This window comes from Paenibacillus farraposensis (assembly GCF_020736845.1).
In the GTDB taxonomy this organism is placed as follows: domain Bacteria; phylum Bacillota; class Bacilli; order Paenibacillales; family Paenibacillaceae; genus Paenibacillus; species Paenibacillus farraposensis.
This window is the reverse complement of record NZ_JAFFQR010000015.1, coordinates 115,460-128,347: the sequence shown is the minus strand read 5'-3', so window position 1 is coordinate 128,347 and position 12,888 is coordinate 115,460. Positions and strand designations below refer to the sequence as shown.

At 49.9% G+C, this 12,888-nt stretch carries 11 protein-coding genes; 4 read left to right on the top strand and 7 right to left on the bottom strand.

Features of this window, described 5'->3' with window-relative positions:
• Window positions 1-76: 76 nt before the first annotated feature.
• Complete coding sequence (locus JO375_RS03535) at window positions 77-1,240, bottom strand: glycosyltransferase family 4 protein (protein WP_229523159.1); 1,164 nt, start codon at window positions 1,238-1,240, stop codon at window positions 77-79.
• Window positions 1,241-1,449: 209 nt separating this feature from the next.
• On the opposite strand from JO375_RS03535, the gene JO375_RS03530 reads away from it, so the two are divergent.
• Both JO375_RS03530 and asd read left to right on the top strand, forming a co-directional pair.
• A complete protein-coding gene (locus JO375_RS03530) occupies window positions 1,450-2,550 on the top strand; it encodes a YheC/YheD family endospore coat-associated protein (protein WP_229523158.1) in 1,101 nt (366 codons plus the stop codon).
• A 114-nt stretch (window positions 2,551-2,664) separates the two neighbouring features.
• Window positions 2,665-3,462 carry an archaetidylserine decarboxylase gene (gene asd, locus JO375_RS03525; RefSeq protein ID WP_229523157.1) on the top strand — a complete coding sequence of 266 codons (798 nt, stop codon included), beginning with the start codon at window positions 2,665-2,667 and terminating at the stop codon, window positions 3,460-3,462.
• Between the two features lie 87 nt (window positions 3,463-3,549).
• Here asd and JO375_RS03520 read toward each other — a convergent pair whose 3' ends face one another.
• Window positions 3,550-4,335, bottom strand: coding sequence for a helix-turn-helix domain-containing protein (locus JO375_RS03520; RefSeq protein WP_229523156.1), 786 nt, complete (start codon window positions 4,333-4,335; stop codon window positions 3,550-3,552).
• 324 nt (window positions 4,336-4,659) lie between these two features.
• Here JO375_RS03520 and JO375_RS24695 point away from each other — a divergent pair, with 324 nt between their 5' ends.
• Window positions 4,660-5,520, top strand: a complete 861-nt coding sequence (locus JO375_RS24695) for a methyl-accepting chemotaxis protein (RefSeq protein WP_322098689.1) — start codon at window positions 4,660-4,662, stop codon at window positions 5,518-5,520.
• Between the two features lie 187 nt (window positions 5,521-5,707).
• On the top strand, window positions 5,708-7,006 hold the full coding sequence (locus tag JO375_RS03505; RefSeq protein WP_229523155.1) for an aminotransferase class I/II-fold pyridoxal phosphate-dependent enzyme: 1,299 nt from the start codon (window positions 5,708-5,710) through the stop codon (window positions 7,004-7,006).
• Window positions 7,007-7,096: 90 nt separating this feature from the next.
• Here the strand turns inward: JO375_RS03505 and JO375_RS03500 are convergent, their stop codons facing one another.
• The 5 genes from JO375_RS03500 to JO375_RS03480 all read right to left on the bottom strand — a co-directional run bounded on the left by JO375_RS03500 (window position 7,097) and on the right by JO375_RS03480 (window position 12,852).
• Complete coding sequence (locus JO375_RS03500) at window positions 7,097-8,380, bottom strand: ATP-binding protein (protein WP_322098693.1); 1,284 nt, start codon at window positions 8,378-8,380, stop codon at window positions 7,097-7,099.
• Window positions 8,381-8,574: 194 nt separating this feature from the next.
• On the bottom strand, window positions 8,575-9,798 hold the full coding sequence (locus JO375_RS03495) for an ABC transporter permease (protein WP_229523153.1): 1,224 nt from the start codon (window positions 9,796-9,798) through the stop codon (window positions 8,575-8,577).
• Between the two features lie 2 nt (window positions 9,799-9,800).
• Window positions 9,801-10,547, bottom strand: coding sequence for an ABC transporter ATP-binding protein (locus JO375_RS03490; protein ID WP_229523152.1), 747 nt, complete (start codon window positions 10,545-10,547; stop codon window positions 9,801-9,803).
• 18 nt (window positions 10,548-10,565) lie between these two features.
• On the bottom strand, window positions 10,566-11,951 hold the full coding sequence (locus tag JO375_RS03485; protein WP_229523151.1) for a DEAD/DEAH box helicase: 1,386 nt from the start codon (window positions 11,949-11,951) through the stop codon (window positions 10,566-10,568).
• A 121-nt stretch (window positions 11,952-12,072) separates the two neighbouring features.
• Window positions 12,073-12,852 (bottom strand): SDR family NAD(P)-dependent oxidoreductase, encoded by a 780-nt coding sequence (locus tag JO375_RS03480; RefSeq protein ID WP_229523150.1) that lies wholly within the window; start codon window positions 12,850-12,852, stop codon window positions 12,073-12,075.
• Window positions 12,853-12,888: the final 36 nt, after the last annotated feature.

Below are 12,888 nucleotides of genomic sequence, written 5' to 3'. Positions count from 1 at the left end.
TGCTCCGCTTCATTCACCTGGCTGGGAATCAAGGCTAATGCCTATAAGATAGCCTATGCGTATAACGGCGGCCACGTCACTCCGAGGCGCATGCCAGCATCATTTGCCCCCAGCGATGTGCTGCATGCTGCCATAAGAACTGTCTCCGCACCTCGCCAAGTCCGGCTTCTCCCATCCGCCGCCGCAGGTCAGGCTGTCGGAGCAATCGGATCATGGCCGCAGCCATTTCCCGCTCACCGGGGGATGGATCCACAAGCCAGCCCGTCTCTCCGTGCCGTACAACCTCCGGGATGCCGCCGATACGGGAAGCGACCACAGGCACTCCTGCTGCCATAGCCTCCAGATTGACGAGTCCGAAGGCTTCGTCCTCAACCGAAGGAACGGCCGTCACGTCGGCCAGCTGGTATAGCGAGGCTAACGCCGGATGAGGAACATAGTCAAGAAATCGGACATGTTTTTCCAATCTTAGCTTACGCATCTGCCGCCGCAACGAAGCTGCGTACGGCGTAAGGCGGTCGTGACCGTAATAAGCGCTGCCTGCAATGAGCAGCAGCACATCCGGGCAGGCCCGGACGACGCGGCGCAAGGCCTGGAGCAGCCTGTGAACGCCCTTCCCGGGTACTAATCTGCCCACATATAGCACGATTCGCCGGCCTGACCAGCCGAAATCGTCCAAGCGCGCCGCCCTGGCTGATTCAGCCACAGGCGTCCAGCGCGGCAGAAAATCACCGGGATGAATGCCCAGCTTGTTGACACTGATGCGTTCCCTTACGGCCTTCGGACTATCGGCAGCTACAATTGATCCCAAAAAGTCGCTGTTCACGATAATCCGGTCCATCGGCAGCAGCAGTCTGGCCACGTCCTCGCGATTGAGATGAGGCCCGCGGATGAAAGTGGTCGAATGCAAGGTCAGCACAACCCGGCTATCCGGCAAAGCCTCGCGAATGGCATACGCAGCAGCCGGGCGGTTGTGTACATCAACTACCGCAGGTGACCACCTTTTCAAATTGGCAATCACCTCAGGAATATAACCTTTCCCGCGTGTATAGCGCTTGCACAGTACTCCGTCCAGGTCTCCATGATCCGGTGCCTCTGCCCCCCTTATCCCATAAATCTGCGTTTGAAGCTCATGGCTTGCCAGTGGAACCATGCAGGCAATTACCCGCTCCACAGAGCTGCTGCGGGGCGAAGGTATAACAAAAGAACCCGGTGTAACGACTGCTACCTTGGGCCTCTGCATCCATCCTTCACCTACTTTCTTCTCTTATTCCAACACCCCACAACACTTATCTTGTATCATATCGCCCCTCTCCCCCAAATGTGCTCTGACTTCCCACTTTGGGCGTATCGCAAGGCTAGCGTCCATGCCCGACCGATCTTTAATTCATATGATGGACTAGAATTACACTATGGTCAGTTGGATTGACTTATAAGGAGGCGGACATACTCATGTTGCATGTCGGCGTCATGCTCAACCCGGTAACCTATCGGGGCATTCCCGCCATGAGGACACGATATGAATCCATCGCCAATTACGAGGATGCCGGGTTAAACTATGGGCTCATCCCCTGCTTTCTTCGCCTGGAGGATATTCATATTGCGACTGGTACATGCCGGGCTTTTGTTAAACACGGCAAAGAGTATCGTCAGAGGACTCTTCCGTTGCCGCCGGTCATCCACAATCGGACTCTCTATCGGCATAATGAAAATGCCAGAGATATCAATAAGCTGGTACAAAAGGGAATCTATATTTTTAATGAACAAAACCGTTTCCGCAAGGACCATATACACGCCATTTTGCAGGAAGACCCTTTGCTGGGCCCCTACCTGCCCAGAACATTGCAAGCAAACTTGTCCTCCATTCATACCCTGATGGAGCAAACGAGGGATGTTGTAATTAAACCCAGCAGCGGCAGTGTTGGCAGAGGAATAATGCGACTGCGGCATTCGCACGAAAACTGGACCCTGCAATGCGCACATCCCGCTATGCCTGAGCGTTGGTCCACGCTGCGCCTGCCTGCCGGAAAACTGCCTTCATTTCTATACAAACGGCTGCTGCATGTGCCTCACATCGTACAGGAAACGATACCGCTTGCCTTGTATAACAACCGTCCATTTGATATCCGTGTGACGGTTCAACGTGGATATGGCGGCATCTGGGGAGTCACAGGCATGTTTGCCAAAATCGCTCCTTCCCACACCTTTGTGTCCAATGTGGCCCAGGGCGGTACAGCCCGCTCCCTACTCGAGGTGCTGCCGCAAGCACATATGCTTCAAGCTTCAAATACAGCCCGTCTGATCAATGAGCTGGAGAGACTGTCGTTACAAATCGTTCACCGGCTGGCACAGAGCCTTCCCCGGCTGGCCGACGTCGGTTTGGATCTGGGGATTACCCATGAGGGCAACATTTTTTTTATCGAATGCAATGGCCGAGATCAGCGCTATGGGTTCAGCCAGGCGGGCATGAACAATGTCTGGAAAGAAACATACACTCAGCCGATAGCATACGCCCGCTGGCTTCTTGAGCAGATGCCTTCAGCAGACACCTAACGTTCACTCCACCGTCCACTATATTGATTTACGTCACATTCTGTGTCAATATAGTTCAGAGCGGCCGGAAAGGTCCGGTCAAGACGGCTTGGAAATAAACAAGGGGGATCTGAAATGGCAAAACAGTGGCTGCGGCTCATGACAGAGCTATCATCGCGTAAGTGGGTGTGCCGGATTGTGGGCTCCTTCGCGCAAAGTGGAGCAAGCCGACTTTTTATCCCCACCTTTATACGTACGTACCAGATCCAGACGCATGAGGCGGAGCAGGAATGGCAAGAATATCGTTCTCTGAACGCCTATTTTACACGCAAATTGAAAGCGGGCATGCGCCCGATTGATACGAACGCCGAGGTGATGATCAGTCCGGTTGATGCACGGATTACGTTTACTGGACCAATTACGGCCGGCACTCTTTTGAATGTCAAAGGACAGGATTATACGCTGGATGAGCTGCTTAACCGCTCGCCGCGGCTTGAGAAGTACACGCACGGCTATGCTTTTGTGCTCTATCTCAGCCCTACCGATTATCACCGCATTCATGCGCCGGTATCCGGCACACTGGTGGAGAAGGAGCATCTGCGCGGCAAGGTATATCCAGTAAATGACTTCGGTTTGCAGCATATGAGAGGGGTCCTTAGCCGCAATGAACGACAAATTACGTACATTGCCCACGAATATGGCGAGGTAGCCCTCGTCAAGGTTGGCGCGATGAACGTTAGCAGCATCAAGTATACGGATGATAAAGCCGTTTCATGGGAAAAAGGCGACGATCTCGCGTATTTTGAATTTGGATCAACCGTCGTTCTGCTGACCGAAAACGGTACATTTGAGCCAGACCCGGCGTTGAAGCTGGGTGATGTGGTAAAAATGGGACAACGGCTCGGTTGCTTCCGCCATGATTCCAAAGCGTAAAACAGATGGATTGTCCGCATTGCTGCTGCGCATTCGCACATATGAAAAAAGGACCCTGCATGCTGCTTGGGTCCTTTTTTGTGGATTTTATCGGATCTCAGACGGGCTTTTTCCCGTATACTGCTTGAATTGACGACTGAAAAAAAAGATATCCCGGTATCCCAAGGCCCCTGCCACCTCGGTCACATTCATTCCGGCATGCTGCAAAAGATGCTGCGCGCGCTCAATCCGCATACTGATAATATGAGATTGCACGGAAACGCCCAGCAGCTCCTTGAATTTAATTGAAAAATAACGCGGCGACAGCCCTGCTCGTGCCGCCAAATCCTCGGCACGATGAGGAAGTCCCGGATGCTGGCGCACATAGTTGGCTGTTTCCCGAATAACCTCGGTAAGCTGGTTGCTGGCCTGCTGCTCCCGTGGCTCCTTACGGTCCGCGCGCAGCAGATGAATCATCAGCTGCTTCAGAATCAGCCTGCCCTCCTCCTCAGCTCCAAAAGCATGCTCCAAGCGCAAGCGTACATATCTGGCAAGCATATGCTCAACCTCGAATGTTTCCTCCAGCATGCGGTAGCTTGCAGGAATGAGCTTCGGCTGCTCGGATAAATCAAAATGAATATAAGTAAGGATAAGCGGCTTTTGCGGGTTATGTGTAGCACGGGTATCATCCCCTGGTTTGAACAGAAAACAACTGCCCTTGCTGACCGGGAAAGCTTCCCCGTTCAATACAACCGTTCCTTCACCGCTCCATACATAAAATAAATCATAGTTTGGCATCGGTTTTTCACGTACCTGCCATTTCCAGCCCGGCTCGCACACAATTTTGGCAAAGGCGGGCAGCAGGATAAATGATGTCGCAGACATATCCAGCAAAATCTGCACCTCCTTTTGCTATTCTTTGCTTGTTCTCTATTCTGTTAAATTATAATATAAGCGCTGCGCAGCCAATACGCAAAAAATAGTGTACCCAATTTCGATAGACATTAGCTGTACAAAAGGGACTTGCCGAACTGTAGGAGGACTTGGTAAAATATAACGGTCGTAAATGCTTTTTAAATAAACACAGCATCCTTTACGCCTCCCCGAAGCAGACGTGAAGAAGCGATTTGTTCAAAGTTGTCATCAAAAAAGAATAATTCGCAGACAAAATTGGTTATCAATATCGGGTACTGGTACCTCAAGGAGAGTGTGGTATTCATGCTAGACAAAGACACAACTGATCAACGATTAGCTGTTTTATCAACCATTCAAAACAATTTAGGTATGATCATGTTTGACAAGCAAGGACAAGTCACCTGGTCCAATGAACTTTTCGCTAATACAATGGGATATAAGGTTGATGAAATCGTTGGTATTCATCATAGGAAGCTTTGCTTGCATGAATTTGTATCCAGTCAAGCGTATGTCGACTTATGGGATAGTTTGCGTCAAGGAAAGGCCTTTCAAGATAAAATTGTACGGGTTACAAAGGATGGAAGAAAGTTGACACTAGAAGCGACTTATATGCCTATCCTTAAAGAAGATCATGTCCAAGCAATTATCAAAATAGCAACCGACATCACGAAACGCGAAACCATTCTTCAAGAAAGTACGGTGGAGCTGATGACCATGGTGGAAGAGATGACTGCTAACACAGATGTCGTATTGGAAGCTTCGAAGCTGATTGCACATCATATGACGAAGTTGAATACGGAATCTGCAGTAGTTAGAGACCAGCTCAAAATTATCCAGACAGTCACTACGGTTGTCAAGGATATTGCTTCTCAATCTCATTTGCTAGGTTTGAATGCCGCCATTGAAGCTGCCCGTGCCGGTGAACATGGACGTGGCTTTGAAGTGGTTGCCAATGAAGTTAGAAAAATGGCGGCCTCCAGTAAACAATCTGCAGAAGACATCTTCATCCAGATTAATGAAATAGCCAAAGCAATGTCGTCGATGATGCAAAAAATTGAAGATATCACGGATCGGATTTCGAACAATTCGAATGCTATGAGTGAATTAAAAAAAGCCTATGACCATATCGCTTCTACCACAGAAAATTTGACATCCTCAATTTAAGTCGGTGTGTCCAGAAGAAGCACTTGCAGGGGAATGCAGGAGCTTCTTTTTTTTGTAAGAAGTTCTCCATGACCTTAACGGTAGGAACCTCCCGGTTGTTTTACATTCCTTTAATGCTTTTACGTGACGCTTACCGTGTGTAATGCTATAATATGTAATCAAAATGACTTGGAAGGATGAAACGGGAATGAATCCACTGGTAGCGCAGTTAAACCAAAATATTCAGACAGGCAACGAGCATGTATATCAAATGTTATCCCTTTTAGGTAAAGAAATATATTTTCCAAAAGAGGGGATTTTGAGCCAATCTGCCGAAGCCGGAAAACTGGCCAAAAAATATAATGCGACGATCGGTATTGCTACTGAAGGCAGTGGTCCTATGCATTTGCAGGTTATTCAGGAGAAGTTGTCTGCTTACAGTCCCAAGGACTTATACCCTTATGCTCCCCCTGCGGGCAAGCCAGAACTACGCAGCGTATGGCGTGAAAAGATGCTGAGGGAAAATCCTTCACTGGCTGGAAAAGGCTTCGGACTACCTGTAGTTACGAACGCGCTGACCCACGGTTTGAGCATCGTGGCCGACCTGTTTACAGATGAAGGCGATGCTGTTATTTACCCGGACAAAAACTGGGAAAATTATGAGCTGACATTCGGCATTCGCCGTCATGGACGCTTGGTGAATTACCCGTTGTTCACGAAGGACCACCGTTTTAATAGCGAGGGGCTGCGTGAGGCGCTGCTCGCGCAAAAAGAATACGGCAAAGCGATCGTTGTCCTGAATTTCCCGAACAATCCAACTGGCTATACACCGGACGTCGAAGAGGGGAAAGCGATTGTGGCAGCCATCCAGGAAGCTGCAGAGGCAGGCATCAATGTCGTCGTGGTGACGGACGATGCTTATTTTGGCCTGTTCTTCGAAGACTCCTTGCATGAATCGCTGTTTGGTCAGTTAGCCGGACTTCATCCGAGAATTTTACCAGTCAAAGTTGACGGAGCTACCAAAGAAGAGTACGTTTGGGGCTTCCGTGTCGGATTTATTACCTTTGCTTCCGAGAGTCAGGATGTGCTGAGCGCACTGGAACAAAAAACGTTGGGAATTATCCGGGCTACGATTTCGAGCGGCCCTCACCCATCCCAAACCTTCGTACTGGATGCCCTCAAATCACCGGATTTTGAGCAGCAGAAAAAAGAAAAGTTCCAAATTATGAAAGGGCGGGCTAATAAGGTCAAAGCATTGCTGGATAGCGGAAAATACGGAGATGTATGGAGCTATTACCCGTTCAACTCCGGCTATTTCATGTGTCTCAAGCTGAACGGCTTGTCCGCCGAGCGGCTGCGTACACATTTGCTGGAGCAATATGGAGTTGGGACGATTGCACTCGGTGAGCATGATCTTCGAGTCGCGTTCTCCTGCATTGAGGAAGAATATCTGGAAGACTTGTATGATATTATTTACCGCGGTGCACAAGATCTGTTGAACGCCTAACCGTATTCAATGTCATAAAACGGTATGCCGAATGTTGCGGCATACCGTTTTTTGTGGGCTGAGTGCTCGTCAAACACACTTTCGGACAAATTATCCTTCAGCAGTAAGCAACGATTCCTGTGCCAGCGGCAGCAGGATGATAACCACGGTTCCGACTCCCGGTTCACTCTCATAACGTATACTCCCGTTCATTGCTTCAATGATTCGAAAGGAGACAGCTGTTCCCAGTCCCGTTCCTACCTCCTTGGTCGAAAAAAACAGAGTGCCCACTCGATCTAGATGCTCCCGGCTCATGCCTTTCCCATTATCCCTAATACTCAGGCATGCCTTTTGTTCATGAATTATCAGCGTTATGTATACCCTGCCTCCATCCTCGGCTGCCTCAATCGCATTTTTCGTCACATGTACTAACGCCTGCAGCAGTTGGTTACGATCTGTATATACGTATATTTCATTTTTTAGCTCTGTATATAGTCTTACACCTTGCTTGGTCGCCATCGGATTCAGAAGCAGAACAATCTGCTCCACCATACCCGATAAATCCATCAGCTCTGTTTTGCCAATTTGCGGTCTCGACAAGCTCAGATAGTCGCTAATAATTCTTTCAGCCCGATCTGTCTCTGCCAGCGCCAAAGCAATATACCTGTGATTTTTCCCTTCCAGCTCTGACTGAACCATTTGCAGGAACCCTTTAACGACAGTCAACGGATTCCGTACTTCATGGGCCATAGAGGCAGCCAGTTCGCCCAATGTGTTGATACGCTCCGCCTGTCGAATCTTATTCCTCATTTCTTCCCGTTCCAGACTGAACTCCATCCAGAATGAAGACGCCCCAACACTTAGGAATTGGATCATACCAAACCCGATAATGATCTTGATCAGTTCGATTTCCTCCTTATCCAGTCTGCCATTAGCATTAGCCCAGGAATGTATTAAAAGCATACTCAGCATAACCAAGCTGGCCCATATACTCATCAGCATATTGATGCCCGCCCGGAAAAACATGCCTTTGAGCTGCATAAACGTTCTTCTCACCAGGAAAGGGCCCAGATAACACAAGATCATGCTGAGAAGCCCGACATCTATGGAGTCCGGACCTATATACATACGAGCTAACACCATCACTGTTATATTCAGCAATCCTGCCTTCGGGCCAAAATACAGCACGGATAAAATCAAAGGAACATAGCGGAGATCCCAGTATAAGCCATACCAAATGTACGAAAAAGCAATGCACAGAACAGAAGACACACCCAGTACCCCTCCCATAAGCAGTTGGGTATGTTTCATATATCGGTGATCCGACAAAGCGCTATACACCAGTAATGGCACAAACACAAGAAATATGTTCACGAGCAGCTTATCGACCAGCATCTCGTCTTTCCCACTTTCCAATTGATAATGGTTACATACTTTTATTCTCGACATTGGGTGCTTTTCCCTTTCCAAACTTCCATATTAATAAAAAATATAAGGTGATCTGGCAGCAACCGCACAAAAAAGGCTAACCCTGCAAACAGCCCCTGCTGCTTGTGGATTAGCCTATTCTTTATCCATTTAAATTCAGATTACACTTCTTCCTCATCTTGTCCATCCGAACGCCATTTTTTGGCCTGTGTTCCCCGGATCATAAACACCCCAAGAATTCCACCGGCCAGCGTGAGCAGCGTAGACAGTAAATCCTCACTGCCTTTGGTCAGGAAAGGCAGCCACAAGACTACGGCAGCAGGCAACGTCATTCGAACGACAAAGTCGAGAAAAGATGCACGGCGGCTTTGTGCAGGAATCGGATATAGCTGAAGCCACAGCGAATCCTTGTGATACTGCCTGAGCGAAGTTATCTGCACACCTATGAGGAATATAAAAAATAAATATACCGCAATGCCAATCCAGCTCGTATGGGTGATATATATAATCAACAGACCCAGTAACCCTAGCCGAATGACAATACCCGCGGGTTCTGTACGCAAAAACGTCTTAAACAGCAGATAGCGATACGCTCCCTTTCTGTCCCACGGGATGTTCCCTCCCAGCCAGGAGAGCCAGCGGCGAGGAGTCACTCTCTGCGTAAGAGCAGGTACATCGACGAACCAGCCCAAAGTGCGCATCACCCGAGCGGCTTGCATGCTTTCTGTCCGGATCAGCCTTTCCCAAGCTACTAACAGCTTGACCGGAAAACGCAGGACAAGCACGTAGACGACACTGACCAGTACCATAAACGGCAAGCTGCGCAGCGGAGGCTGCCACAGCCATGCGGCCACCATCATTACTGCCAGCACCCATCGAAGCAGCCGATAGCCTAAGCTTGCGCCAGCCGATACCATGCGAAGCTCCTGCCAGCCGCCATAGCTGAACAGCAGCTTCAACAGGACAAATAGCAGCAGGGTTAACAGCAGCGGCTTAGGCGCGGCATCGCTACGAATATACAGCGGCCACGCGATAATAGACAGCAGCAGCAGACCAAATATTTTATACACCACGCCCCGAATGCGGCTGGCCTTAAAATAATGCTGCATCGCATATTCCTGCGGACGCAGGAACACAATGTCCGCTGTATTCAAATACGTACGAAAGCTTGCATGAGCAATCGGAATAGCTGTAATCAGCATGATCCAGCGGATGGGCAAATCCGGCGGAGTATGCATCAGCAGCGACGTGTACCATGCAGCAAAGGCAATCAGCGCAAAGCCGAAGACCACTGCCAGGCCGCTCTGAATGACATAGCCCAGATAGGGTAGTACTTGTCCCCAGAACGCAACACGTCTTTCTTTATGTAAACGCTGCAAGTCCATGCTCATTCCCTGCCTTGTACCAGCTCATAAAATGCATCTTCCAGCGGCATGCCCGGCTTACCCGCCTGTGCTGTTATTTTGTCCAGCGTCCCCTGGGCAATAACAGTACCCTGATGAAGCACAATAAAGCGATCACAATAATTTTCAATCGTGGACAAGATGTGGGAACTGAGCAGAATGGATGAACCTGAACGCTTCATTTCCAGCATAAAGTCCAGCAGAGATCGAATACCTAGCGGGTCCAGGCCCAAAAAAGGCTCATCAATGACATACAACGGTGGTCCCGCGAGAAATGCACACATAATCATGACTTTCTGACGCATCCCTTTGGAAAGATGCATCGACATGCTTCCGCTCTTGTCCCGCATGCGGAACAGGTCCAGCATCTGATTGCTGCGCGTGCGGAAATCCGCTTCACTGACTCCGTACGCCCTGGCAGTGAATTCCATATGCTCCATCACTGTCATTTCAGGATACAGCTCTGGAGATTCGGGTACAAAAGCAATCGCTCCCTGATATTGCTCGGGATTTTCATCCTGCTTATGCCCTTGCACGAGAATTTCTCCGGCCTGCGGTGTCATCAGACCCAAAATATGCTTCATCGTCGTACTTTTCCCGGCCCCGTTCAGACCGATCAATCCCACCATTTCACCCGGCTTCACATCGAGCGAAATCTGATGCAGCACCGGACGCTTGGCACTGTATCCGCCGGTCAGTCCGTTAATTTGCAATACAGGCTGTTGTTCCATAGCTTCCCCTCTTCTCCCTTATCCGTTCGGTTTTGATCCTTTTTCCTTCAGCCATCTTGGCGCACCCTTGTTTTTGCGATCACGCTCGCGATCCGCTTTTCCTGCTTTGGACAAGGCTGCTCCTTTCTTCTTGCCTGGAGCCGAACCGGCCGCAGCCGTTCTGCCGGGACGTCCGTTCTCATTACGCACAGGCGCCTTGCCGTTTTCCGCTCCGTCAGAAGCCGGTCTGGCCTCGGATGGCCTTACAGGCGCACGTTTGGCATCCCCCGGCCTAGGCACGACAACACGCCCCCCGTGCAACGTACGCTCCGTGATATGGATGCCCAGTTCACGAGAGAACTTTCTCATAATGAACGTTTCACGCTCGGTAACAACCGACACCACCAATCCTTTACGTCCCATCCGCCCTGTTCGACCTGCACGGTGAACATAGGCCTGGCTATCCGTAGCCGGATCAAAATGGATGACCATTTCCAGCCCTTCAATGTCTAAGCCACGGGCTGCCACATCGGAAGCGACCAGCACCTTGAGCTTGTCCTCGCGGAATCGCGCCAGTACGTTGCTGCGTGTGACCTTATCCGCTTCCCCATATAAGGAGGCTGTAGTCAGCCCGATATGATTAAGCTTGGCTTCAATTTCTCCGATGGCATTAATGGTATTTACGAATACCAGCGCTTTTCTCGGATTAAAATGACGCACCAGCCGGCGCAGCATATCTACCTTATCCCGCTCCTCGGCTACAAAGTAGTAGTGCTCCAATCCACTGGCCGTCTTCTGATCCGGATCAATCCCGATTTCCGCGTAATCATTCATCTCACGCTTCGCCAGTGCTTGAATCTCGTCATTCAGCGTTGCAGACAAGAATACCAATTGACGATCACGCTGCGCGGCGCTCAATATATTCTTCACATCACCTGCTCCGCCGAGTTGGAACATCTGATCCACCTCATCGATGACGATGGTTGTAATATTGTGCATCTTCAGCTTTCTCGCAGCAATAAGCTCCCGTACACGTCCTGGAGTGCCGACAACAAGCTGCGGATGATCCTTCAGCTTCTCAATCTGGCGTTTGATGGCTGCTCCGCCAATCAGGCCAAGCACGCGGATTCCGCGATGCTCCCCGTAACGCTGACCCTCGCGGACAATTTGCATGGCCAGCTCCTGGCTTGGGGCCAGTATCATCTTTTGAACAGCCTTTTTCTGGGGGGCAATCGCCTGCAACAGCGGCAGCAAATAGGCCAGTGTCTTCCCTGTGCCCGTCTGTGAACGCGCCATTACATGCCTTCCTTTAAGGATTTCGGGTATAGCCTGTGCCTGCACCGGCGAAGGCTGTGTAATTTCATGCTCAGCCAGCTTGGTCAGCAAATCTTGTTCAACGCCGAGCGATTCAAAGTTCAATGTCATGAAAAGGTCCAACCCCTATACGTAAATTCGTTACTCTTCATTATATGCGAAAACAGCCTCGTTACCAAATCACAAAAATAAAAGATGCCCCTCACCATACCCATGGCTTTTGGGACATCTTCTATTTCTTGTTTATGATACCGTGGCCCAGCCTGTCGGTCAGTCTGGGAGCCAATTGATACAGCTTGAGGAAAGGAGATACCCACCGCGGCAGATTCACCTCTTCCCGGCGAAGCTCTATCGCTCTCACAATGTGCTGTGCTACCTTTTCCGGCTTTAGCATAAACCAACCTACATTACGAACATATCCACCTGAAGGATCTGCAAGATCAAAAAAAGGCGTATCAATCGGTCCTGGGTTAATCGTCGTTACAGTCACTCCGCTCCCGCGCAGCTCTTGCCGAAGCGCGTTGCTGAAACCGAGCAGTGCATGCTTGGTCGCTGTGTAGGAAGTCGATTTGGCTGTCCCGATTTTCCCGGCCATAGACGCTACATTGACAATCTGCCCGCTGCGCCGCTCTGTCATTTGCGGCAGGAACGCCTTAATACAGCGAACAGCTCCCATATAATTTACGTCCATCATTCGTTCAAACTCCGTCAGGTTTGTTTCATGAAAATACTCAAACTTTCCGTAACCCGCATTGTTGAGCAAGATATCGACCCGTCCGTACTGCTCCAATACCCGGGTAGCAACGGCCTCTATTTGCTTCTGACGGGTGACATCCAGTGGAATCAACTCATGTCTGCCGCTGATTCCCGCAGACACTTGCTCCAGCCGCTCCTGCGAGCGAGCGGTTAAAATGGGGATGGCACCCTTTTCGCTTAATAACCGTGCACAGAGGGCACCGATCCCGCTGGATGCACCTGTAATTACAACTATCTTGTCTTGTAATACACTCACCGTCATCCCTCCATACTAAAGAAAAACTGCTTCTTT

What these genes read in the sequence shown, in the direction of transcription:
- JO375_RS03530 (WP_229523158.1), top strand. Translation starts at nt 1,450, where the DNA reads ATGTTGCATGTCGGCGTCATGCTCAACCCGGTAACCTATCGGGGCATT.
- JO375_RS03485 (WP_229523151.1), bottom strand. Translation starts at nt 11,951, where the DNA reads ATGACATTGAACTTTGAATCGCTCGGCGTTGAACAAGATTTGCTGACC.
- JO375_RS03490 (WP_229523152.1), bottom strand. Translation starts at nt 10,547, where the DNA reads ATGGAACAACAGCCTGTATTGCAAATTAACGGACTGACCGGCGGATAC.
- JO375_RS03500 (WP_322098693.1), bottom strand. Translation starts at nt 8,380, where the DNA reads ATGCTGGTCGATAAGCTGCTCGTGAACATATTTCTTGTGTTTGTGCCA.
- asd (WP_229523157.1), top strand. Translation starts at nt 2,665, where the DNA reads ATGGCAAAACAGTGGCTGCGGCTCATGACAGAGCTATCATCGCGTAAG.
- JO375_RS03495 (WP_229523153.1), bottom strand. Translation starts at nt 9,798, where the DNA reads ATGGACTTGCAGCGTTTACATAAAGAAAGACGTGTTGCGTTCTGGGGA.
- JO375_RS03535 (WP_229523159.1), bottom strand. Translation starts at nt 1,240, where the DNA reads ATGCAGAGGCCCAAGGTAGCAGTCGTTACACCGGGTTCTTTTGTTATA.
- JO375_RS03505 (WP_229523155.1), top strand. Translation starts at nt 5,708, where the DNA reads ATGAATCCACTGGTAGCGCAGTTAAACCAAAATATTCAGACAGGCAAC.
- JO375_RS24695 (WP_322098689.1), top strand. Translation starts at nt 4,660, where the DNA reads ATGCTAGACAAAGACACAACTGATCAACGATTAGCTGTTTTATCAACC.